Origin of the sequence: Klebsiella sp. BIGb0399 (assembly GCF_003752615.1) — a bacterium.
Lineage (GTDB): Bacteria > Pseudomonadota > Gammaproteobacteria > Enterobacterales > Enterobacteriaceae > Klebsiella > Klebsiella lignicola.
Map to the genome: position 1 here is coordinate 310507 of NZ_RKHT01000010.1, position 21419 is coordinate 331925.

The 21419-nt window shown below is 52.3% G+C and carries 24 protein-coding genes; 15 read left to right on the forward strand and 9 right to left on the reverse strand.

Translation table 11 applies throughout. The features are described from left to right. Positions 1–43: 43 nt before the first annotated feature. Both EDF82_RS23895 and EDF82_RS23900 read right to left on the reverse strand, forming a co-directional pair. A complete protein-coding gene (locus tag EDF82_RS23895; RefSeq protein ID WP_100684825.1) occupies positions 44–271 on the reverse strand; it encodes an AlpA family transcriptional regulator in 228 nt (75 codons plus the stop codon). A gap of 156 nt (positions 272–427) precedes the next feature. After that, positions 428–997 (reverse strand): inovirus Gp2 family protein, encoded by a 570-nt coding sequence (locus EDF82_RS23900; protein WP_100684824.1) that lies wholly within the window; start codon positions 995–997, stop codon positions 428–430. Positions 998–1502: 505 nt separating this feature from the next. Between EDF82_RS23900 and EDF82_RS23905 the strand changes: the two genes are divergently transcribed. From EDF82_RS23905 to EDF82_RS23960, 12 genes are all read left to right on the forward strand, one after another. Continuing rightward, the gene (locus EDF82_RS23905; RefSeq protein WP_123757948.1) at positions 1503–2489 is read left to right on the forward strand and encodes a hypothetical protein; all 987 of its coding nucleotides are present in this window, start codon (positions 1503–1505) and stop codon (positions 2487–2489) included. Between the two features lie 210 nt (positions 2490–2699). Next, positions 2700–3428 carry a DUF3944 domain-containing protein gene (locus tag EDF82_RS23910; RefSeq protein ID WP_100684822.1) on the forward strand — a complete coding sequence of 243 codons (729 nt, stop codon included), beginning with the start codon at positions 2700–2702 and terminating at the stop codon, positions 3426–3428. Between the two features lie 59 nt (positions 3429–3487). Continuing rightward, on the forward strand, positions 3488–4165 hold the full coding sequence (locus tag EDF82_RS23915) for a YafY family protein (RefSeq protein WP_049141562.1): 678 nt from the start codon (positions 3488–3490) through the stop codon (positions 4163–4165). Between the two features lie 54 nt (positions 4166–4219). Then, positions 4220–4684 carry a hypothetical protein gene (locus EDF82_RS23920; RefSeq protein WP_123757949.1) on the forward strand — a complete coding sequence of 155 codons (465 nt, stop codon included), beginning with the start codon at positions 4220–4222 and terminating at the stop codon, positions 4682–4684. A gap of 86 nt (positions 4685–4770) precedes the next feature. Beyond that, complete coding sequence (locus EDF82_RS23925) at positions 4771–5130, forward strand: hypothetical protein (protein ID WP_046881884.1); 360 nt, start codon at positions 4771–4773, stop codon at positions 5128–5130. Positions 5131–5211: 81 nt separating this feature from the next. Continuing rightward, a complete protein-coding gene (locus tag EDF82_RS23930) occupies positions 5212–5424 on the forward strand; it encodes a hypothetical protein (RefSeq protein WP_100684820.1) in 213 nt (70 codons plus the stop codon). Positions 5425–5522: 98 nt separating this feature from the next. Beyond that, positions 5523–6344, forward strand: a complete 822-nt coding sequence (locus EDF82_RS23935; RefSeq protein WP_123757950.1) for a DUF932 domain-containing protein — start codon at positions 5523–5525, stop codon at positions 6342–6344. Between the two features lie 70 nt (positions 6345–6414). After that, a complete protein-coding gene (radC, locus tag EDF82_RS23940) occupies positions 6415–6885 on the forward strand; it encodes a DNA repair protein RadC (protein WP_049265504.1) in 471 nt (156 codons plus the stop codon). 12 nt (positions 6886–6897) lie between these two features. Continuing rightward, positions 6898–7221 (forward strand): type IV toxin-antitoxin system YeeU family antitoxin, encoded by a 324-nt coding sequence (locus EDF82_RS23945; protein ID WP_046881888.1) that lies wholly within the window; start codon positions 6898–6900, stop codon positions 7219–7221. Positions 7222–7254: 33 nt separating this feature from the next. Further along, entirely contained in the window at positions 7255–7575 is a 321-nt protein-coding gene (locus EDF82_RS23950; RefSeq protein WP_049265506.1) for a TA system toxin CbtA family protein, read from the forward strand. A 113-nt stretch (positions 7576–7688) separates the two neighbouring features. Further along, positions 7689–8519, forward strand: a complete 831-nt coding sequence (locus EDF82_RS23955) for a DUF4942 domain-containing protein (protein ID WP_049265507.1) — start codon at positions 7689–7691, stop codon at positions 8517–8519. Positions 8520–8595: 76 nt separating this feature from the next. Beyond that, positions 8596–9603 carry a restriction endonuclease gene (locus EDF82_RS23960; protein ID WP_004108748.1) on the forward strand — a complete coding sequence of 336 codons (1008 nt, stop codon included), beginning with the start codon at positions 8596–8598 and terminating at the stop codon, positions 9601–9603. A gap of 214 nt (positions 9604–9817) precedes the next feature. On the opposite strand, the gene EDF82_RS23965 is transcribed toward EDF82_RS23960, so the two are convergent. Beyond that, positions 9818–10687, reverse strand: a complete 870-nt coding sequence (locus tag EDF82_RS23965) for a phosphorothioated DNA-binding restriction endonuclease (protein WP_123757951.1) — start codon at positions 10685–10687, stop codon at positions 9818–9820. Between the two features lie 179 nt (positions 10688–10866). Between EDF82_RS23965 and EDF82_RS23970 the strand changes: the two genes are divergently transcribed. Next, positions 10867–11517, forward strand: coding sequence for an HNH endonuclease (locus EDF82_RS23970; protein ID WP_123757952.1), 651 nt, complete (start codon positions 10867–10869; stop codon positions 11515–11517). Between the two features lie 20 nt (positions 11518–11537). On the opposite strand, the gene symE is transcribed toward EDF82_RS23970, so the two are convergent. Both symE and EDF82_RS23980 read right to left on the reverse strand, forming a co-directional pair. Then, the gene (symE, locus tag EDF82_RS23975; RefSeq protein ID WP_123757953.1) at positions 11538–11870 is read right to left on the reverse strand and encodes an endoribonuclease SymE; all 333 of its coding nucleotides are present in this window, start codon (positions 11868–11870) and stop codon (positions 11538–11540) included. A 287-nt stretch (positions 11871–12157) separates the two neighbouring features. Beyond that, entirely contained in the window at positions 12158–12316 is a 159-nt protein-coding gene (locus EDF82_RS23980; protein WP_015585265.1) for a YqaE/Pmp3 family membrane protein, read from the reverse strand. Positions 12317–12595: 279 nt separating this feature from the next. Between EDF82_RS23980 and pspE the strand changes: the two genes are divergently transcribed. Continuing rightward, on the forward strand, positions 12596–12934 hold the full coding sequence (pspE, locus tag EDF82_RS23985; RefSeq protein WP_123757954.1) for a thiosulfate sulfurtransferase PspE: 339 nt from the start codon (positions 12596–12598) through the stop codon (positions 12932–12934). Between the two features lie 116 nt (positions 12935–13050). Here pspE and EDF82_RS23990 read toward each other — a convergent pair whose 3' ends face one another. Next, positions 13051–14595, reverse strand: coding sequence for an MFS transporter (locus EDF82_RS23990; RefSeq protein WP_123757955.1), 1545 nt, complete (start codon positions 14593–14595; stop codon positions 13051–13053). Between the two features lie 22 nt (positions 14596–14617). Then, complete coding sequence (uxaC, locus tag EDF82_RS23995; protein WP_123757956.1) at positions 14618–16024, reverse strand: glucuronate isomerase; 1407 nt, start codon at positions 16022–16024, stop codon at positions 14618–14620. A gap of 464 nt (positions 16025–16488) precedes the next feature. On the opposite strand from uxaC, the gene uxuA reads away from it, so the two are divergent. Continuing rightward, positions 16489–17559, forward strand: coding sequence for a mannonate dehydratase (gene uxuA, locus EDF82_RS24000; protein ID WP_123757957.1), 1071 nt, complete (start codon positions 16489–16491; stop codon positions 17557–17559). 51 nt (positions 17560–17610) lie between these two features. Here the strand turns inward: uxuA and EDF82_RS24005 are convergent, their stop codons facing one another. Together EDF82_RS24005 and EDF82_RS24010 are read right to left on the reverse strand one after the other, a co-directional pair. Next, entirely contained in the window at positions 17611–18126 is a 516-nt protein-coding gene (locus tag EDF82_RS24005) for a DUF2867 domain-containing protein (RefSeq protein ID WP_154145354.1), read from the reverse strand. A gap of 131 nt (positions 18127–18257) precedes the next feature. Continuing rightward, a complete protein-coding gene (locus EDF82_RS24010; RefSeq protein WP_123757959.1) occupies positions 18258–21413 on the reverse strand; it encodes a CusA/CzcA family heavy metal efflux RND transporter in 3156 nt (1051 codons plus the stop codon). Between the last annotated feature and the right edge of the window lie 6 nt (positions 21414–21419).

Genomic DNA, 21419 nt, shown 5'->3' on the forward strand with positions numbered 1-21419 from the left:
TACGACTGGATGATATTCGGGATCAGGGTCACCGTAGTACGTTTCATAATTTTTCTATCCGCCGCGAGTCAGCAATACGTTGCTGCATCCAGCTCTCCACCTCACTTTTACGCCAGCGGGAACTGCGCCCCAGTTTGATGGGTTTCGGGAACTGACCGTCCCCAATCAGTTTGTAGAACCACTTATCTGTCATACCGGTATACGTCGTGATAAAGCTCATATCGATAAGCGGGTCTTCAGCGCAAAGGACTGGGTTATTGGTAGTAGCCATGGAATCTCTCCCTCTGAAAATTAATGATGGGAGGAGTCCGGTGTGGTTGAGTTCTATTGCACGCCAGTACTCCTTCAGAGGATAGGGATTGCCAGTAAAAAAATACCTGAGAGCCATATCGGCCCCGATAGGCTGGGGCGAATCTTGACGGGGATATCAGCGCTGGCTGCATCCAAAATTACGCTCGCCATCACCAGTAACTTTGGTATGGTCCTTTGCAAGATATGAAGCCCTTAATAATGCTTCCCGTAGTTGCTCATTATTCCCGCGGTCAATCCAGTACACCGGGCTTTCCGGAAAGTGTGCCAGCGTTGCATACTCCGAAGTACCCACCCGTAAGGCGCTACACCACGCCTGTTTGATTAACCCTGCCAGTGAAGCCGGATCGTTATAGTTACCTGCGGAACACCAGACTTCGCGATTAAGCAACAACACCACGTGGTAGTGCTTTTTACCGTTGCGTTCTCCATATTCCCTTGCCCAGATATAACGCAGGTCGGTCATGCGTTTTCGGTTGCCCTCGCGGTGTTTACGAAGCAGGTATACTGTAATCTTTACTTTCAGAGAGTCTATAAATCGTGAAATAACAGCAGCATCTGTAGATGCAGGAGCATTGGGTAGTCGTAGATCAACCCTCAGCATTAATACTCGCGGATAAGCCTTAAGGGCGTTCAGTAAGGTGTCGGTAATACGTTGTTGCCAGAAAGGATTAGAGGTGTAATTCATTATGGAATCTCCAGTGGTTTGTTTTTCACATCAATGACTGGAGCTGTAAAAAAACACTCTTAAAAATAATGCTTCAGGTAATTAAAACTGAGATTTGATGTTTCAACCTATCTGGATTAAATCATTTCTGATTACAAAAGGGTTATGAAGGTAACCCATAGCTTTAAGCGTAACAGAGAGAAAGGATGTATCAGGTATATATTACCAATCCGACAGTTTGTGCTATGTAAAGTGTGTACATCCGGTGGCCATGCACCATCAATCTGCTCCTGGCTGGTCCTTCAGTCACTCTGGAGTTAACGTTGTATGGGGGAGTTGATTGACTATGCTATTAAAGTGCCATCAGCCCCAGTATTTAAAGGAATTTCGTGCTATGAATGGAACGTTTTTTCCTTGTTTTTTCCTTGTTTTTTCCTCTATTAGGCATCATTTTTAACACGAAAAATCTTCATTAAAATCTTGGCTTAAGTTATCCTAAAAGGAGGCTTGAGAGAAGGAACTGGACATGAGTGATGAGCGTATAAAAAGGATGAGAATCAAATCTGCGCAGGAATTGTCAGGAAATGAACCAATGCTGATAAGGGAATATCTTTCAACCTTTCCATTGTCTATGCTCGGGCGCATATTAATATCGCTAAATATAACGATAGCAAACTCAAATTTCCCTCAGATAGCCAATAATGCCCCGGAATTAATAGATTTTATTTGTTCGGATGTCGTTTCTGATAAAATAAAATCTCCTTTTGATAAGATAAATAAACTTGTAAAAGATGTAGAAGGTGACGCTTTCTCCGATGTTTGTATTGTATGGCTTAAAAATGATATCGAGGCATGCCACTATTTCTGGTGGAAACTGATGCAGCTCGAATGGAAAGGTGTGTTTAAACTGCTCAGAGCGGATAATATACATCTCTACAGTGATGTGGGGAGTAAGCAGCAAGCTCAATGCGTTTCTGATACATTTTGTTTGCCCAGAGTCGTAGGCGGACATAAAGAACGCTATAAATCCATTTTTACCTTATTAAGTTTGTTGCCATTCAAAAATACTGAAATAAATCTTCTGATTTCACATTTATCCTGTAACTACAAGAGAGATAAAGAGATATGCAGGCATGAGGTCAATGTCACCTCTTTGATGAAAAGCAAAGAGTCGGTTTCTTTTTCAGTTTGTTACTTAAAGAAAAAAAATATGTTCCTGGCTGATTTAGAACCTCTCACGGAGAGTGATAGTAAATACGCATTAATCACACAGCTTTATATGCTTACAAGAGAAGACAATTTTAAAGAGTTAGTCACCTCGTTGACTAAAGCTTGGTCACAAAAGAAGGTACGTGAAAAAAGAAAAGAGACGGATAAAAAACGGACTGCCGAACTTCTCGGCTTGAGCAAAGAAAGCATCAGGATGCTTAAGGAATTATCAAAAAAACACAGTATGGGCCAATCAGAACTGATGGATCTGGCTATACAGTCTTTGTTCGAACAAATGCAATAATTCATTATAAAATCAGAAATATATCATCATAATGGATGACGGTAGCTTTCGATCTCAGTGTGTATGTTTTAGTCGTAGTTGTCACGGGACTATGACACTCAGTGTCGCATTCAATTCCATCCGCGTAAAAACTCACCATTTCAGAAGACATATCCGTGCCACAGCCCCCCTTAAAGTGTGAACTCTCACCACACTGACTGAGGAAGATTAATGGCTGTCTACCGTAACGACCCCGATTTAAACCTGCTGGGCCAGTGCAGCAATGAAGAGCTGCAACTACTGGTTTCTATTCTGACCACTGACCCTCGTGACGGCGACATCCGCTGGACAGAGAGCCTGACCAGCACCCCGGAATACCGTCTGCTGGCACCGGAACACCGCCGCTACTGGCAACTGATAGCGGCTGAACTTCAGCGTTACGGGGCCAATACGCTGGTAAGTTTGATTAGGCTGGGGCAAGGCGTGACCTATCGAGAAATCCTTGGTGATGTTTGCGACAAACTTGATGTGAACTTCAACCTGAAAAGCACCACCGAGACCATTGAATTGTGCCTGCTGATGAAGGTGCTGGAGAAAAGCCTGGACCAGATGACATCCGAAGAACTGGCTACCTTTTCCCGCAATATGCAACTCGACCTAACCAACCCCACCCCTCAGCTCATTTTGATGGCAGTACAGGCAGCCATACGTACCTCCTCGCTGGCTGCACTGGAGCTTGCCACCGTACTGTCTGCAAGCGTCATTACCTCACTAGGAGGCGTCGCCACTTGGGGCACGGTGGTGGTGGCATCCAGAGCACTGTCCGTTATTGCCGGTCCCGTCGCCATTGCGCTCAGTTCGGCGTGGATGATTTCCGACATTGCGGGTCCGGCTTACCGGGTCACCATACCGGCCTGCATCATCGTAGCCTGGCTCCGGCAGCAACGTCTTTCCCGCTAATCCATTTTTCACTGCCAGCAGATGACTGGTACCAATATTTTCTGCTGGGAGCACATAACATGTCTGAACAGGGACACCGCTATGATCGGTTGGCCAGCCGTCTCGCCATCCTGGTCAGTCGCCTCTTTATGGGCGAATCACTCAGCGTCAGACAATTGGCTCAGGAGTTTGGCGTTTCTGAGCGCACCGTTCAGCGCGACTTGCGTGAGCGTCTGCGTTATCTCGACATCGAATATTCCCGTGGAAGCTTCCGGCTCCTGGACGCCCGGGGTCCCTTTCGCACCAACAGCGACATTCTCCGCTTTGCCCGGATAACCAGCGTGGCGCATTACTTTCCTACTCTGGATCCCAGGCTGCTGTCGGTGTTGCTCGACAGTGGTCAGGATTCCCCCTGCATTATCTGGAATGCCCCGCCACGTCAGGCACCTGCGTTGTTTGGTGGTTTCCAGGCTATCGTTCAGGCCATCATCCGTAATCGCCGTGTTCACTTTCTGCATCAAGGTCATCAGCAGTCTGCAGTGGCCCCTTACCGGCTTATCTGTCTGGACGGGGAGTGGTACTTGGTGGCCGTATCGAAAGATCGCATTCAGGTGTTCACCCTTTCAGCCATCACTGATGTGGTGATGACCCTCAGCGGTTTTGTGCGAAACAGCCATATCACTCGCATTTTTCAGGACCCGAGATTCATTCAGGCTCTGCCGCATTATCAGTATATCAGCGGGCTCATCAGGGAATGAGCCTGCATTCCCGTCCGTCAGGGCAATTTGCTTTACTCACAAAAGGATACATTCATGAACAATTCATCACTCAGCGCGTTGGTGCTGGTCTGTGGCCTGGTTCCGGTCATGGCGCAGGCTTTCGGAAATAAGGACACTTGGTCCAGCGGTTGGGGCCAAGGCGTATCAGAGTTTGTTATCAAGGGGAAAGGTCAGTCGCAACTGTCTCTGACCTGTGAGGATTACGGCTCGCAACCGGCCACGGTCATATTTACGGACGCTAACGGGCATGAAGTCAGTATGGATGAGGATAAAAACCTCCAGGTCAGCATTGACGGTGGAGAGGCCATTGATATCAGTGAGTCTGGCAGTCGTCTCGGCAGCAATAACCTGGTGCTGGCCTGGACACAGTTGCGTAACGGCAAACAAGTCTCGGTATCCGGCGAAGGTGTTAAGCCAGCTACCTTCACACTAGCTGGGGCGGCGAAGGTGCTGCCAGAGTTTGGCACACACGGCTGTGTGGCAAAGGCATCACACTGATTTGTAACTATTTTTACCGTCTATTGCTGGTAATGAATGATGATGTTCATGTCCCGGCGATACGTTTCTCTTAAAAGGAATACGCTGTGAAAATCAAACAATTGTTGATATCCGCACTGTTTTTACTGTCTGCTTCGGCGCTGGCGGAGCCAACGTCTCCAATAAAAGTGGAGACCAGTGATTATGTTCATCCTGCCGGAACACGCTACGCCACTGTAGTGGTCACCTCGCTGGATGACAGTGTGAAAGTTGAAAACATTGACGTGAACCGGGGCAACTGCCGCATCGACAACAAAAAGTTTATGTCCTCCGTTAACAAGGAAACCATTCTGCCGATCACTCTGCGCTACGGTCAGTCCGTCAAAGTGAATTTTTATAATGAGTGCGTGGCTTCGGAAGTGGTAGTCACCACCGACAAAGGGGCGTGGCGCTACACCTATAACTGAGTAGTCTCTCTGCTTCATCTCCCTCAATAAAAGACGTCACATCACCAACGGACTGCCGTCAGGCAGTCCGGAGTAAACCCTATGATTTTTCTGAAAATGCTGGTGACTGCTTTGGGTCAGGTTCTGACCTGGTACGGCGGTCAGCAGGCCCGACAGTTTATTGAAATCCGCTTTCGTCAGGCCGGTCACGATGACGACAGCATAGATGCAGCCAGAGAAGCAGCCACGCTGCTGGTGACCGCGCTGATAACGGTCCTGATGGCGCAGATATTACGGATCCTGGACAACTTCTGAGCCGCCTTCTGCTGCAACGATCACTGAACCTGCATATCGCCCCTGCCTCCTTCCGGAGCAGGGGCTTTTGTTTTTATGCCCCAAAACCTAAGGAAATTATCATGAAATTAGCCAGCCGCTTTGGTGCGGTCAACCTGGTTCGCCGCGATCGTCCGCTAACCCGTGATGAACTGGCGCATTACGTACCGAGTGTCTTTAGTGAAGAAAAGCATGAATCACGTAGCGACCGATACACCTACATCCCGACTATAACCCTTCTCGATAACCTGCAGCGTGAAGGCTTCCAGCCGTTCTTTGCCTGCCAGACCCGAGTGCGCGACCAGAGTAAGCGTGAACACACCAAACACATGCTGCGCCTGCGCCGCGAAGGCCAAATCACTGGCAAGCAGGTGCCGGAAATTATTCTGCTTAATAGCCATGACGGCTCCAGCTCATACCAGATGCTACCGGGGCTATTTAGATCGGCTTGCCAAAATGGGCTGATTTGCGGTGAGAGTTTTGGTGAAGTACGTGTTCCCCATAAGGGTAACGTGGTGGAGAAAGTCATTGAAGGGGCTTATGAGGTACTGGGGACATTTGACCGGGTTGAAGAGACGCGAGATGCGATGCAGTCGCTGCTACTTCCCCCACCGGCCCAACTAGCAATGGCAAAAGCGGCATTAACCTATCGCTTTGGTGAAGAGCATCAGCCGGTGACGGAATCGCAGATCCTTATCCCGCGGCGCTGGCAGGATGAGAGTAATGACCTGTGGACCACTTATCAGCGCATTCAGGAGAACCTGATTAAAGGCGGACTGTCGGGACGAACGATGAAAGGTAAACGTGCTCAAACCCGCGCCGTCAAAGGTATTGACGGGGATGTAAAGCTCAATCGCGCTCTGTGGGTGATGGCCGAGAATATGCTGCAGCTTGCTTCGTGAGCCTTTCTATTATCCCTTCCCTAAGGCCTTGCCAATAGATCGGCGAGGCTTTTTGTTTTAAGGAGCAAATATGTCTGTATTCAATTTATCCCCGGTATTTCCTGCAAGAGAGCAACGCATCATTCGTCGGGCGTTACGACTGGTGGAGAAATATCAGCGTCAACCGAGTGAGCCATTTACTTCCACCAGCTTCACTAAAACCTGGCTGCAATTACAGATGGCTCATCAGGAGCGTGAAGTTTTTATGGTGTTGTATCTCGACAATCAGCACTGCCTGCTGGGATGCGAAACACTGTTTACCGGCACACTTAGCCAAACCGAAGTTCATCCCCGCGAAGTGGTTAAATTGGCACTGAAGCACAATGCTGCTGCAGTCATTTTGGCTCATAACCATCCGTCAGGTACGACAGAAATCAGTCAGCAGGATAAACACATTACTCAGCGGATAGTGAAAGCGTTAGCACTGGTAGAAGTGCGAGTGTTGGATCATTTGGTTGTTGGGAATGAAGTGGTTTCTTTTGCTGAGCAGGGTTTGCTTTAAACGGAGGTTTTCATGCCATTCACACTATCCCATGAATGGGGGCTACAAAGCGATATCACCCCACGATTTGGCGCAAGATTAGTTCAGGAAGGCAACCGGCTGCATTACCTGGCTGACAGGGCTGGTTTGACGGGAAGCTTTAGCCCAGAGCAGCTACAAAGCCTGGAAAATGCTTTCCCACTGTTTATAGAACAGTTAGAAAATATGTTGCGTTCCGGTGAGCTAAATCCACAGCAGCAACATCAGATGACCATTCAGCTTACAGGTTTAACTTGTATAGCTGATACCCTTAGTAGTTGTGGCTACGTTTACCTCACTGTTTATCCCGCCCAATAACTTCTTCTCTCTTCTTTTATCAGGACCCAAATTATGCACATTTCATCTGTACCGGCCATGGTGCCGGTTTCGTCACGTCTGTCGCCTGTGCAGGTGTGGCAGCAACTGTTAACGTATCTGCTGGAGCATCATTACGGTCTGACACTTAACGACACGCCATTCCACGACGACGCGACTATCGAAGAACATATCGAGGCGGGAATAAATCTAGCTGATGCGGTGAATTTCCTAGTGGAACGTTATGAACTGGTGCGTACTGACCGTAAGGGATTCACTTGGCTGGAGCAGGCGCCGTTCCTGACCTCCACCGATATTCTTAGAGCCAGGCGAGCTACCGGATTAATAAATACCTGAATTCTTCGAGCTTCGTTCCTGATTTTTACCTCTGAACTTCCCACCTTTTTTATTCATCGCATAATGCGCCTGCCACTTCCGGCAGGCGTGTTTGCTTTTATGGACGATTAACGATGCAAACAGAACCCGACGTATTGACGGAACACAATGAGCTCATTCTTTCGACCAGTATCGAACGTGTAGTCACTGGACGCGATTCCGCACTAAAACAGATAGAACAACTCATTGAACAGCTTGATGCCATTTCGCGGTTAACCTCAGAAATTGGCGGTGGTACAGCGCAAGACTGGGCGATGAAGCTAGGGCACCGCTACGATAGTTGGCTGACTGAGAAGGCAGATAAAGCGATGCCTGCCGTCACCCGCAATATCGACAGTAGTATCTGGCGCGATTTGATGCTGAAGTCCGGCATGATGGCCTTAATGGATGCACAGGCTCGCGACCAGTGGCACAAGAACTTGGAGGAGGGCGATCTTCCTGCTATCAGTGAGGCGAACATTCTCAGCACTTTTGAACTGTTACATCTTAACAAAATGGAAGTCTTTGAGCGCGGGATCATTAACGTCTTCAAAGGCCTGTCGTGGAATTATAAAACCAATAGTCCCTGCAGCTTTGGTAAGAAGATCATCATCAATAATCTGGTGAGCCACAATCGCTGGGGATTTAGTCTGAACTGGGGTTGGCGGAGGGATCAGTTGGCTGACTTGGAGCGAATGCTGTTTTTACTGAGTGGTAAATCAATACCTGACAACCGTAGCGATATAACTACTCGGTTGATGGCGCATATTCGAGATAACCCGGATAAGGATGTTTATGAAGATGAGTTCTTCCGTATTCGCTACTTTCAGAAGGGCACTGCGCACTTGACTTTCAAGCGCCTGGATTTGGTCGAGAGGATGAATGATATTATCGCTAAACACTACCCAGGAATGTTAGCGAAGTAGTTTTGGAGAGTTTTGACGCCTACGGCGAACAAGTTTATGATCCAGCTTAATTTCTTTTCCTCATGAAGGGACGGGTATGGGCAACAGAATGTGGATGATCCGCGGTGACGGCGGCAAGCTCTATGACGATTTTCGTGATAAGCAAATTGTAGGCATCGGTTGGTCTCAGCTGGCTCCATTAGTCAAACCCGGCCTGTCCCGAGCCCAGTTACTCGCCTTATACCAGGAGGCAGATCCCTTAACAAAGCTGGGAACAGCCCGTTCTGGTGCATCGCAGGTCTGGCGTTTTGTGAATGAGATCCAAAAGGGTGATTGGGTTATTACCTATTCGCCAGCCAACCGTACTTATTTGCTAGGCAAAGTCACATCCGACTTCCAATATCATCCTGAATGGGTGGAAGAGGGAATGGGGATCGCTCGGCAGGTTAAATGGAATACTCAAGAAATCGACCGCGATAGGCTGTCTGTCGCTACCAAAAACACATTGGGTTCTACGCTGACGGTTTTCCAGCTTCCAGAATATGCGCTAGAAGAGCTTTTGCAGGATAAGAAACCCACTGCAGATGTAATTACTCAGAATCCAATTGCGATGGATGAAGATGAGGTTGTTTCTGATCCGCTTCGCGATATGGAAATGCTGGCGTTTGAGGGTATCAAAGATCGTATCAACTCTCTTGACTGGGATGAGATGCAAAATCTTGTTGCCGGAGTTTTACGCAGTATGGGCTATAAAACGCAGGTTTCACCTGCGGGTGCCGATCGGGGTAAAGACATCATTGCTTCACCCGATGGATTCGGTTTTGAAAATCCACGAATTATCGTTGAGGTAAAACATCGTAGGGAGCAAATGGGGAGTCAGCAGATTCGCAGCTTTATCGGCGGTCGCCATAAAGACGATCGCGGGCTTTATGTCAGTACGGGGGGCTTTACGAAAGATGCTCGCTATGAAGCCGACCGCTCGACGATACCTCTGACGCTCTGGACGCTTGATGATCTCGTCCGTGCGCTTATTGAGAACTACGAGCAAGTCGATATCGAGACCAAACTTTTGGTGCCTCTGAAGAAAACTTTCCTGCCGGCCTGAATCTTGCTTTGATAGCCATATCGGTGTTCTACTGGTGTGGCTTTATACCCACTTGCAATGTCTATTTTTTGTAGGGATTTTAACTTGTGGGTACAAGTGCGGGTATAGCTATTTATTCCTGTTTCTAAATAACATTGATATCAGTCTATTAGGTGTGAAATTCGAGTCCGGCCTTCGCACCAACACTACTTCCTCTGACTTTTCCCTACCTAAACTAACCCCTAAACACCTCTTTCCTGTGCCATTCCACAAAACCCTCTTTCGGATAATTATCTCTCCCTTGCGGTAGCCCGATCGGTTTTCCGTCAAAGTCCCAGAACAGCCTCCCGACGATGCCGCTACCGTTAACGGCTGGAGAAATCTGGACCCGCATATGCTCATCCAGGCCAATCGATCCTTTATCAAACGCCTTATGGTGAATGGCGCACAGCGCCAGGCCGTTGGGAGTTTCACAGGGGCCGCCATGCTGCTTCCATTTGATATGGGCCGCTTCCAGCGCAACGGAAGTATTATCGTGGCGCATATTGAAGCCGCAGATGGCGCACTCGTAGTTATAGGCCCTAAGGACCTGCTGGCGGAACTGCGGATCGCGTTCCCTACGGATTTGCTGGAGACTAAAACCCATCTCGTCGGCGATCTCTTCCTGGATACTCTCCGGGAAATGGGTGTCGAGGATCTGATGTGCAAGGGTGTTAATCAGCTTGTTGTTGGCGGCGAGTAGCGAGTAATGCGCTTCGTCAAAACCTCCCGCCACGTGACAGGATTCCAGCTCTTTAGGCGGGGGCTGGTCGCTTCCTGTTGTCGAGCACAGCTCGGCGTTGTGAAGTTCCCAGAAGCCGTCGCCTTTTAAACGCCAGAAAGGCATATCCGGGCGGTATTGTGCACGCTGCGGGCCAAAGCGTTCCAGCAGACTACGCAGTTGATCGCGAATCTCAGACGTGTAATCAAACATCCGCGGGTGTCCACGCTGATATTGAGACAGCACGTGGAGTAACAACAGCGGCTTATGCGGTGCACGCTGCTCGCCTTTACGCCAGATTGTGATATTGGCAATCGCGTATTGTAGGGTTTTACTTGAAGGCATCGCGTCAGATCGTGAGCTAAATAATTGCGATGATGCTCGCAAACCACCGCCTGTTCAAGCTTCTAAGTCCTGAGACTTAACGTCGGTCTCGTTTGATTCATAATTTGAATGCATGTATTAGAAAGTAACTCGCCGCTTTACGTATAATAAAGCCTCTTTCGACAACATTAATTCACTCTATGAAAACGCTGCCTGACCATCTGCCACGCAAATATATCCTCGAAGCCATCCACGCTTACGATGCCGGTATCGCGCATCAATTCAAACCGGCGCGGTTGTATGAAGTGGAATTTGAAGGGCGTCGCTATCCCTCAAAAGCCATCGTGGGTATCGCCGCGACCCTGATGACGGGCGTGGAATTTACGCCGGCGGACTTTAGCGGTGGGGTTAAATCGAAGTGCGTCAGACTGCTGACCGAGCAAGGGTTTCGGATCATTCATGGTCCTGAAGAAAATGACCCGCCTGAGGAATATGTCATCCCGGAGGAATGGCGGTCGGCGGCTGATTTTGTCGAAGGGGCGGCTACTCAGGTCCTGGTTAACCGCTACGAAAGGGATCGTCGCGCCCGGGAGGCCGCAATTCGCTACCATGGTTGTACGTGCAAAGTGTGCGGCCTTGATATGGAAAAACAATACGGGAATATTGGCAAAGGCTTTATTCACGTTCACCATCTGGTGCCGCTGTCGGTGATCAAACAGGATTACCAGCTGAACCCTAACACCGATCTCATTCCGGTATGTCCTAATTGCCACGCGATGCTGCACCGAACTCATCCGCCGTTAACACCGCAAGCATTACAACGCCTGCTGCAAGAAAATAAACGCTCCTGACCCATCAGGAGCAATGCTGATTACGCCCGCGCGCCTTTCCCCGCAATCACCCCAATAAACTCCTGAACCTGCTTTTGCTTTCTCGCCGACAGCTTCTCAACCCGGCGCATTGCCGCTTCCAGTTCCGGCTCGGGGTCAATTGCCGTCAGCACAATGCAGCCGTCCATCACGCGCACATCCACTTTAGTGCCCGTCGTAAACCCGGCGGCCTCCAGCCACTTGCCGCTCATGGTCAACGCCGCAAGGCGGCTGTGGTCGGCAAAACGACGCACATAACCCACGGTTAACTGGCGCTTATTTTTTGGCAATACTTCTGGTTCACCTGAATCTGAAATACAATCCACATCAGTCATAATGGCTATTCTCTATAAATAGTGATGGTGATGAGCGATGTGGGCGTGCAGTCACACGTTCATATCGCGACTAAATAACACCTGTAAATTTATCCAGTACTAAAAATAAAGTCCAGCTGAAAACAAAACATAATAAGAACCTTCTGCCTTGTTTTCAGAGTTAAATAAAAATGACAATGCGGCTGGATATATTTTGAAGAATAAATGAAGTGAATATAAACCGCGGGCAGGCCAGGTATCACCGAACAAATAAAAACGGCGCTGCTGCGCCGTACAGGTAACGTGGATCAATCGCGCGTTTGTACCCAGAAAGCATGAATCAGGCCGGGGATGTAGCCCAGCAGGGTCAGCACAATATTCAGAATAAATGCCCAGCCGAAGCCTTTACCTAATAGCACGCCGAGCGGCGGCAGAATAATCGTCAATACAATTCTCCAGAACCCCATATCTACTCCCTGGAAATAAAATCAATGAATTACAACGTGACGTTATCTTTAAGCATAGCCATTTTATCCCCGGCTTCCACTCTCCCTGCTTTTTTTACTCGCTTTTACACATGCATATAATCCATGAATGAATTATGGCTATTTGCTCTGAAATGCAACCCGTGCGAGGTTCCTGAACAGTTTCTCGTCATTTTCCAGATGAGGTCAAAGAACTGCAGGAATAATTTCACCTACTATGGCTGCCGATGTCAGGAAAAACAAAAAAGGAGAACTACCGTGATGTTTACTCTGGGTCAGACAGTCAAAAAAACGATCGTAACGGGCGCTCTGCTCATGGCCTCCACGTCATTGTGGGCCGCTGAACACTGGATTGATGTCCGCACTCCCGACCAGTATCAGGAAACACATGTGGAAGGGGCGACAAACATTCCCCTGAAGCAGCTGGAAGCACGCATTGGCGAAGTCACCAAAGATAAAGACGACACGCTGCATCTGTACTGCAATACCGGCAACCAGTCCGGTAAAGCGGAAAAAATGCTGCAGGAGCTGGGGTATAAGCACGCCATCAATGAAGGCGGTCTGAAAGACGTCGAAAAAACACAGAAGATGGTGCAGTAGCTCGCGTTTCCCCCGGTGGGCTCACGCTCCGGGGCAGTAAAAAGCCGGTGTTCGCGAGAGGGCGATACACCGGCTTTTTTGCTTGTAGTACTGAGCCGTGCGGCAGCAGGCGCTTGTCAGTTGAGAACGGTGGTGGGTTCTCCCGCCTTTGCCCGCTCCGGCGGCGTGTCGCACCACAGCGTGTCATAGCGATAACCCGTCAGGTCTTCAACCACATGGCGTGCTTCAGGCGTCACTTCCTGCTTAAGACCGTTGGCCTTCAGGCGCTCAATCTCATCGACAAAAATCTTGTGCGTGCGCTTGTTCAGATGGAAGGTCAGCGCCTGCCACAACGCAATCAGCAGCAGCACGGCGGTTCCGGCAAACAGCAGCGTGGCGATGGTGTTGATGGCTTCCTGCGGCTGCGTCAGGCTGCCTTTCACGAAGCCGCCGCTTTGCAACAGCAGGCCCACGGCAAAGGTGGCGATGGCGACCGTCGTTTTCCGCGAGAAGGTCATCACGGCGGCAAACAGCCCTTCACGACGCTGGCGGGTGATCATCTCGTCAATATCGGGAATAAACGGGAAGACATTCCACGGTGTAAATTCCAGCACGCAGCGGCCAACCTGGTACACGCCGGCGAGGATCACCAACAGCATGACCTTGTTGTCGGTCGGGAACTGATACACCAGGAAGAAGCCGCCGAGGCACAGCAGCATCAGGCAGTAGGCGAAAACATACAGCCGGGAAGGGCCATACTTAATGATTGCCACGCCCGCCGCCAGGGTCACCGGCAGCCCGACAATACTCATCGACAGCAGCGAACCCGCCAGTGAAGAGGAGACCTGCAGGCAGTAGACGCAGAAGAAGACGAACACGGTGTTGTAGACATCTTTCGCCGTAAAGGAGAACAGATAAATTGCCAGGTGCTTACGGAACGCACGGACTTTCAGGGTTGAAGCATACTCCTTGAACAGGTTGCCAAAGGCCGCCAGTTTTTCAGCGCCGCTCGTCGGCTTCTGCTCTTTTTCCAGTTCCGCCAGCATCTCCGGCGTCAGCTCGCGTTCCCAGGTCACTTTCCACGAAATAAATACGCAGATCATAAACATCACGGCAAACACCACGCCGTTGATCAGATACGCATCGGCGTTGTTTTCCCCCAGCGCGGCAATCAGCAGGCCAGGAATAAAGGTCGCCAGAAAGGTCCCGGAGGCCGACAGGAACATGCGGCAGGTGGACAGCTTGGTCCGGCCATTAAAATCTTTGGTCATCTCTGAAGGCAGCGTCTCCCACGGGATCAGCACCATGGCGGCGATGATCTCAAAGGCCAGATACACCGCCAGATAGAACCAGTAATTCATGCCGTCCAGCCACAGCAGGGTGTAAACCAGCATCAGCGGGGCGCCGATCAGCAGGAAGAACCGGCGACGGCCAAATTTCTTACCGAGATAGTTTTTATAAAAGTGGTCCGTGAAGCTGCCCATAAACAGGCTCACGACCGCATCCACGATCCGCGCGATAGCCACAATCGACGCCGCTTCAATCGGCGACAGGCCGACAAACGTGGTGTAGAAGAACAGCAGCCAGGCGCCGATAACGGTAAATGCGCCGCCGCCCATGATGTCCGTCAGGCCGTAGCCGATACTGACGGGGATGGTTACCTTTCTGTTTTTACGGGTCATGCTTTATCCCTGTCTCTGGCGATCAAAAACGAAAATAACGGCGGGCGTTGTCCACGCAAATTCCGCGGATCATGGTGTCGAGGATGTCGCGATCGTCCGGGACTTCGCCGCGCTCGACCCAGCCACCCACCAGGTCGCAGAGGATCCGGCGGAAATAGTCATGGCGGGTATAGGAGACAAAGCTGCGGGAGTCGGTGAGCATGCCGATAAAGTTGGCCAGCAAGCCCTGATCGGCCAGCGCGTTCAGCTGGTTGACCATGCCGCGTCGCGTATCGTTAAACCACCACCCGGAGCCGAACTGCAGCGGCGATTTCATGCCGTCTTCACCGCTCTGGAAGTTGGCGATGGTGGAGGCCACCACGTCGTTGTCGCGGGCGTTGAGGTTATAAACAATGGTTTTAGGCAGGCCGTTATTTTCGACCATGGCGTTGAGCAACGCGTTGAGGCTCTGCGCCAGGTGGGTCTGATCGCCAATGGAGTCAAAGCCACAGTTGATGCCAACCTGATTGAACATCGGCTGGTTGTTGTTACGAATGGCGCCAAAGTGGATCTGCATGGCCCAGTCGCGTTGCTTGTACATTTTGGCCAGCGCGACAAATATCATGCTGTCCCAGGCCTGACATTCGTCTTCCGTCAGCGCATCGCCTGCCAGCCGACGCTGAAACAGTGCGGCCTGACCGGCGGCGTCGAGCGGGCGGAAACGGATCTCCAGCGGCCCGTGGTCCGACACGCGACAGCCGGCGTCGTGGAAAAAGCTCACCCGCGCTTCGAGGGCGGCGAGGAAGGTCTCCAGCGAGGTGATAGTCTGCTGCGTTTTCTGCGCCAACTGCGAGACAAACGTCAGGAAGCGGTCGGGATGGGCGTCGAACAGCTCATCCGGGCGGAAGGTGGGCAGAACCCGGGGGGCGAAATCGGCCTTTGTCGCCAGCAGCTGGTGCCAGGTCAGATCGTCGAGCGGGCCGTCGGTGGTGCACAGCGCTTCGACGTTGGAGCGGCAGATCAGCGCCTGCGGTAAAAAATCATCCTGACGCAACTGCGCATTACAGCGCGCCATGATATCGCGCCAGTTTTTACTGTTGAGAGTGTCGTCGATGCCAAAATAGTGTTTCAGCTCAAGGTGGGTCCAGTGATACAGCGGATTGCCAAAGCTGGATTCGACCGTCTGCGCCCAGGCGGCAAATTTTTCCTCCGCGCTGGCTTGTCCCGTAATGTACCGTTCGGCAATGCCGTTGGCCCGCATCGCGCGCCATTTATAATGATCGCCTTCCAGCCACAGCTGGGTGATATCGCGAAACGGTTTATTTTCCCAAATCGCTTTGGCGTCAAGATGACAGTGGTAATCAATAATCGGCAATGCTTTTGCTACGTCAGAATATAACCGCTGCCCTGGCTCGTTGTTTATCATGAAATGATTATTTATCAGCGACATACCTACTCCATAAACGGTGCTGCTTGCGCTAAAGGTTCCCGCGGTGAGGCGGGGTTCGGTGCATTACGGGAATTCAATGAGGACGAGGGTAAACCCTCTTTTCATTTAACGTCTACTACCATACAAGATGTGATAATAAAAATGTGAGCTGCCGCATGTTATTACCTGTCAGGCAGGTTAAGGGCTGGGGTAAATGCGGTGATATTTATTTTTCTGTTAATAAATAACGGTGTTGGTGTAAGTCTAAAAAATTAAATTCATTATTTTCTTTTACAACAACAAAACAATAATTCCCTCAGTTGGGCCTTCACCCGTTGCGTTCGTGAAATAGATTTCTTGCATCGCTGCACTCTTTTTTTATCGGGTGGTTGATCGGCGGGGTATTAGTGCATATGCTAGTCAATACTAGTATGGTACTTACTCATCAACATGATGCACTGACGCAACGAAAAGGTGGATACGAAATGCAGATGACAATGCGCTGGTTTGGGCCACAGGAAGATAAAATCCCGCTGGAATATATCCGGCAGGTGCCGGGTGTCGAGGGGGTGGTGGGGGCGCTGTATGACGTGGCTCCCGGCGAAGTGTGGCCCGTCGACAAAATTCAGGCGCTGGTGAAACAGGCTCACGACGCGGGCCTGACGATGGAAGTGATTGAAAGCGTTAATATTCATGACGATATTAAAATTGGTACCCCCGAACGCGACCGCTATATCGAAAACTACAAGCAAACCATCCGTAACCTGGCGGGCTTTGGGGTAAAGGTCATCTGCTATAACTTCATGCCGGTGTTTGACTGGATGAAGACCGACATGAATTACGTCCTGCCGGACGGTTCCCTCACCATGGCCTTCGAAAAGCACGGCATTGATAAGAGCCTGGAAGAGGTGGTCAAAGAGGTGCTCGATAACGCCAACGGCTTTGCGTTACCGGGCTGGGAGCCAGAGCGTCTGGCAAAAGTGCAGGAACTCTTCGCCCGCTATGATGGGGTGGATGACGATAAACTGCGCGAGAACCTGTTCTATTTCCTGCGGGCGATTATTCCGGTCTGCGAAGAAGTGGGCGTGAAAATGGCGATTCACCCGGACGATCCGCCGTATTCTATTTTCGGTCTGCCGCGGGTCGTTAAAAACCATGCGGACCTGACGAAGATTTGCGACGCCGTCGATTCTCCGGCCAACGGAATTACGCTGTGCACCGGCTCAATTGCCGAAGACCCGAATAACAACGTCTATGAAATCCTTGCTGAATTTACGCGCCGCAAGCGGATCCACTTTGCCCATGTGCGCAATATCAAGCTGATTAAAGACAAAGACTTCTACGAATCGGCGCACCCTTCGCAGTACGGCTCGCTGGATATGTACCGCGTGATGCAGGCGCTGCACGATAACGGTTTTGACGGGTATATTCGCCCCGACCACGGCCGTTTTATCTGGGGTGAGACCGGGCGTCCGGGATACGGGCTGTTCGACCGCGCCTTAGGGGTAACCTACCTGATGGGGCTGTGGGAAGCGCTGGAGAAAAAACGCGTCTGACGTTCGTCGCCGGGGGTAGCAGGCCCCCGGTTGGCGTTGCACGGCGGGTGGTTAGTGCCAGCCCCGTGCCGCCGCTCTCTTAAGCATGGCGCGCACCACCAGGCGATGGAAGGGCGCAATCAGCGTGATATAAAGCTTCCCGGTCCGGTTGTGGCAATGCACCACGGAGGCCAGCACAACCTCTCTTTTATTCTCTTCACCGCAGTGACGCTGTAGCACCGAGATCCTGAAATCCAGATGCCGGTCATCGGCGCCGATGATCAGCTCGTTACTCTCTACGGCGATTACCGGAAAGAAATCGATGTGCGGCATACCGCCTGCAACCAGCTCGGCTCGCATTTGCGTGGAGGAGTGGATGCCAAAGGGTTTGACCATGATATCCCGGCAGGCCAGCAGCCATCTGAACCAGCGCGGTGGCCTCTCCAGGACCTGATGAGCCAGGGCGTTGATATCAGAAGGCGCATCTGGCGGCAGCGTGATGGCGAAAGCATCAGCAAGCTCGGGTGATGCAAAGAGATTTACGATCCGGCTATTTCCGGGTAACGGCACGGTACGAACGGTTTGCAAGGCGCTCCCTCTGCTGGTGGTGGCATCCGATGACCAGTGTAGTGCGATCCCCTGTTTTTGCGAGAGCCGACCGTGCTGTCCCGAGGTGATAAAAAAGGGCGCCGTGTTGACGCCCTCTTGGTATCCGCCGCTTACGATGACGCGGGCGGTTTCTGCCGGTGGCGGTACAGCCACATCAGCTTATAGGCCGCCGGGATGATAAACAGCGACAGCAGCGGGGCGGTGATCATTCCGCCGATCATCGGCGCGGCGATACGGCTCATCACCTCCGATCCCGCGCCGGTTCCCCATAAAATCGGCAGCAGACCGGCGATAATCACCGCCACGGTCATCGCCTTTGGCCGCACGCGCAGCACCGCGCCTTGATACAGCGCTTCGTCGAGCCGCTCGGCGCTGAAGGTCTGCGGATTTTCCAGCGTCGGGTCGGCCTCAATGGCGTGGCGCAGGTACATCAGCATCACCACGCCAAACTCCGCCGCCACCCCGGCCAGCGCGATAAACCCGGTGCCGGTCGCCACGGACAGGTGGAACCCCATGGCGTAGAGGAACCAGATCCCGCCAACGAGGGCGAACGGCACGCTGGTGATGATCAACAAGGCTTCACCAAAACGGCGGAAGGCCAGATAGAGCAGCACGAAAATGATCATCAGCGTCATCGGCACCATCAGTTTTAACTTCTGGTTAGCGCGTTCGAGCAGCTCAAACTGCCCGGAGTAAGAGATGCTGATGCCCGGCTTCAGCTTCACCTGCTGGGCGATGACCTGCTGCAGATCGTGCACCACCGAGACCATGTCGCGATCGCGGGCGTCGATGTAGATCCAACTTGCCGGGCGGGCGTTCTCGGTTTTCAGCATCGAAGGGCCGGTCACCACCTTCACGTCGGCCACGTCGCCGAGGGTGATCTGCTGCTTCAGCGGCGTCAGGATCGGCAGCTGGCGCAGGGCTTCCGGGCTGTCGCGATAGCTCTGCGGGTAGCGAATGTTGATCGGGTAGCGTTCAACGCCTTCGACCGTTTCGCCCACCATGGCGCCGCCGATGGCGGAGGAGACGAACAGCTGGACGTCGCCGATGGTCATGCCGTAGCGGGCGGCTTTCTCGCGCTGAATATCGATGTTGAGATAGCGTCCGCCCACCAGGCGTTCCGCCAGCGCCGAGGTGACGCCCGGCACGGTACGGGCGACAACTTCGATCCGTTCGGCGACCTCGTCGATATCGGACAGCACCGTCCCGGAGACCTTAATGCCGATCGGGCTTTTGATCCCGGTGGAGAGCATATCAATGCGGTTGCGGATCGGCGGCACCCATAGATTCGCCAGCCCCGGCAGGCGCACGGTTTTATCCAGCTCCTCGATAATCTTCTCCATGGTCATTCCCGGCCGCCACTGATCCTGCGGCTTAAGCTGAATGGTGGTTTCGACCATTTCCAGCGGCGCGGAGTCGGTGGCGGTCTCCGCTTTACCGGTCTTGCCGAACACCCGGGCCACTTCCGGCACGGTCATGATCAGCTTGTCGGTTTTCTGCAGCATATCTGCCGCCTGCGCCGCCGAGATCCCCGGCAGCGTCGAGGGCATATACAGCAGGTCGCCTTCATTAATCTGCGGCAGGAATTCGCCGCCGACGCGGTTAAGCGGCCAGATGATGGTGAGGATCGACAGCAGGGCAATCAGCAGCGTGGTTTTCGGCCAGTGCAGGACCTTCAGCAGCAGCGGATGGTAGATGCGGATCAGAAAGCGGTTGAGCGGGTTGCTGGTTTCCGCCGGGATCTTACCGCGGATCCAGAATCCCATCAGGATCGGGATCACCACGATCGCCAGCAGCGCCGCGCCCGCCATGGACCAGGTTTTGGTAAAGGCGAGGGGGCCAAACAGTTTCCCCTCCTGGCCTTCGAGGGTGAAAATCGGGATGAACGACAGGGTGATAATCAACAGGCTGATAAACAGCGCCGGGCCAACCTCCACCGAGGCGTCGGTGATGATTTTCCAGCGCGTGTCGTTACCGAGCTTTTGCTGTGGATGGTGATGCTGCCACTCTTCCAGCCGTTTATGGGCGTTTTCAATCATCACGATGGCGGCGTCCACCATCGCCCCGACGGCAATGGCGATCCCGCCGAGCGACATAATATTGGCGTTCAGTCCCTGGAAATGCATCACGATAAAGGCGATACACAGGCCGAGCGGCAGAGAAATAATCGCCACCAGGGCGGAGCGGATGTGCCACAGGAACAGGGCGCAGACCAGCGCCACCACGATAAACTCTTCCAGCAGTTTGTAGCTGAGGTTGTCGATCGCCCGGTCGATCAGCTGGCTGCGATCGTAGGTGGTGACGATCTCCACGCCGGGCGGCAGGCTGCCTTTCAGCGTCTCCAGCTTGTCTTTCACCGCGGCGATCACGTCGCGGGCATTCTTGCCGGAGCGCAGGATCACCACGCCGCCGGCCACTTCGCCTTCGCCGTTCAGTTCGGCAATACCGCGGCGCATTTCCGGGCCAATTTGCACGCGGGCGACATCGCGCAGGTAGACCGGCACGCCGTTCGCGCCGGTTTTCAGCACGATGTTGTTGAAGTCATCCAGCGTCTGCAGATAGCCGCTGGCGCGTACCATATACTCCGCTTCCGACAGCTCGACCGACGAGCCGCCCGCCTCCTGGTTCGAAGCATCCAGCGCCGATTTCACCATCGACAGGCTGATGCCGTACTGGGTCAGCTTCTGCGGGTCGACGACAATCTGATACTCTTTGACCACGCCGCCCACCGACGCCACTTCGGAGACGTTGGGGATGGTCTTCAGCTCATACTTCAAGAACCAGTCCTGCAGCGAGCGCAGTTCGGCAAGATCATGCTTACCGCTGCGGTCGACCAGGGCGTATTCAAAGATCCAGCCCACGCCGGTGGCATCGGGGCCCATCTCGGCGCTGACGCCCGACGGCAGTTTGCTCTGCACCTGATTGAGATATTCCAGCACGCGGGAGCGCGCCCAGTACGGGTCGGTACCGTCTTCAAAAATCACGTACACGTAGGAGTCGCCAAACTGCGAGAAGCCGCGCACCGTTTTGGCGCCCGGCACCGACAGCATGGTGGTGGTCAGCGGCCAGGTGACCTGGTTTTCAACGATCTGCGGCGCCTGACCGGGATAGCTGGTCTTGACGATCACCTGCACATCGGAGAGGTCCGGCAGGGCATCGACCGGCGTATGCACGATGGTCCAGGTGCCCCAGATACTGAGAAACAGCGCGCCCATCATCACCAGAAAACGGTTGGCCACCGAGCGACGGATTATCCATTCAATCATTTGTCA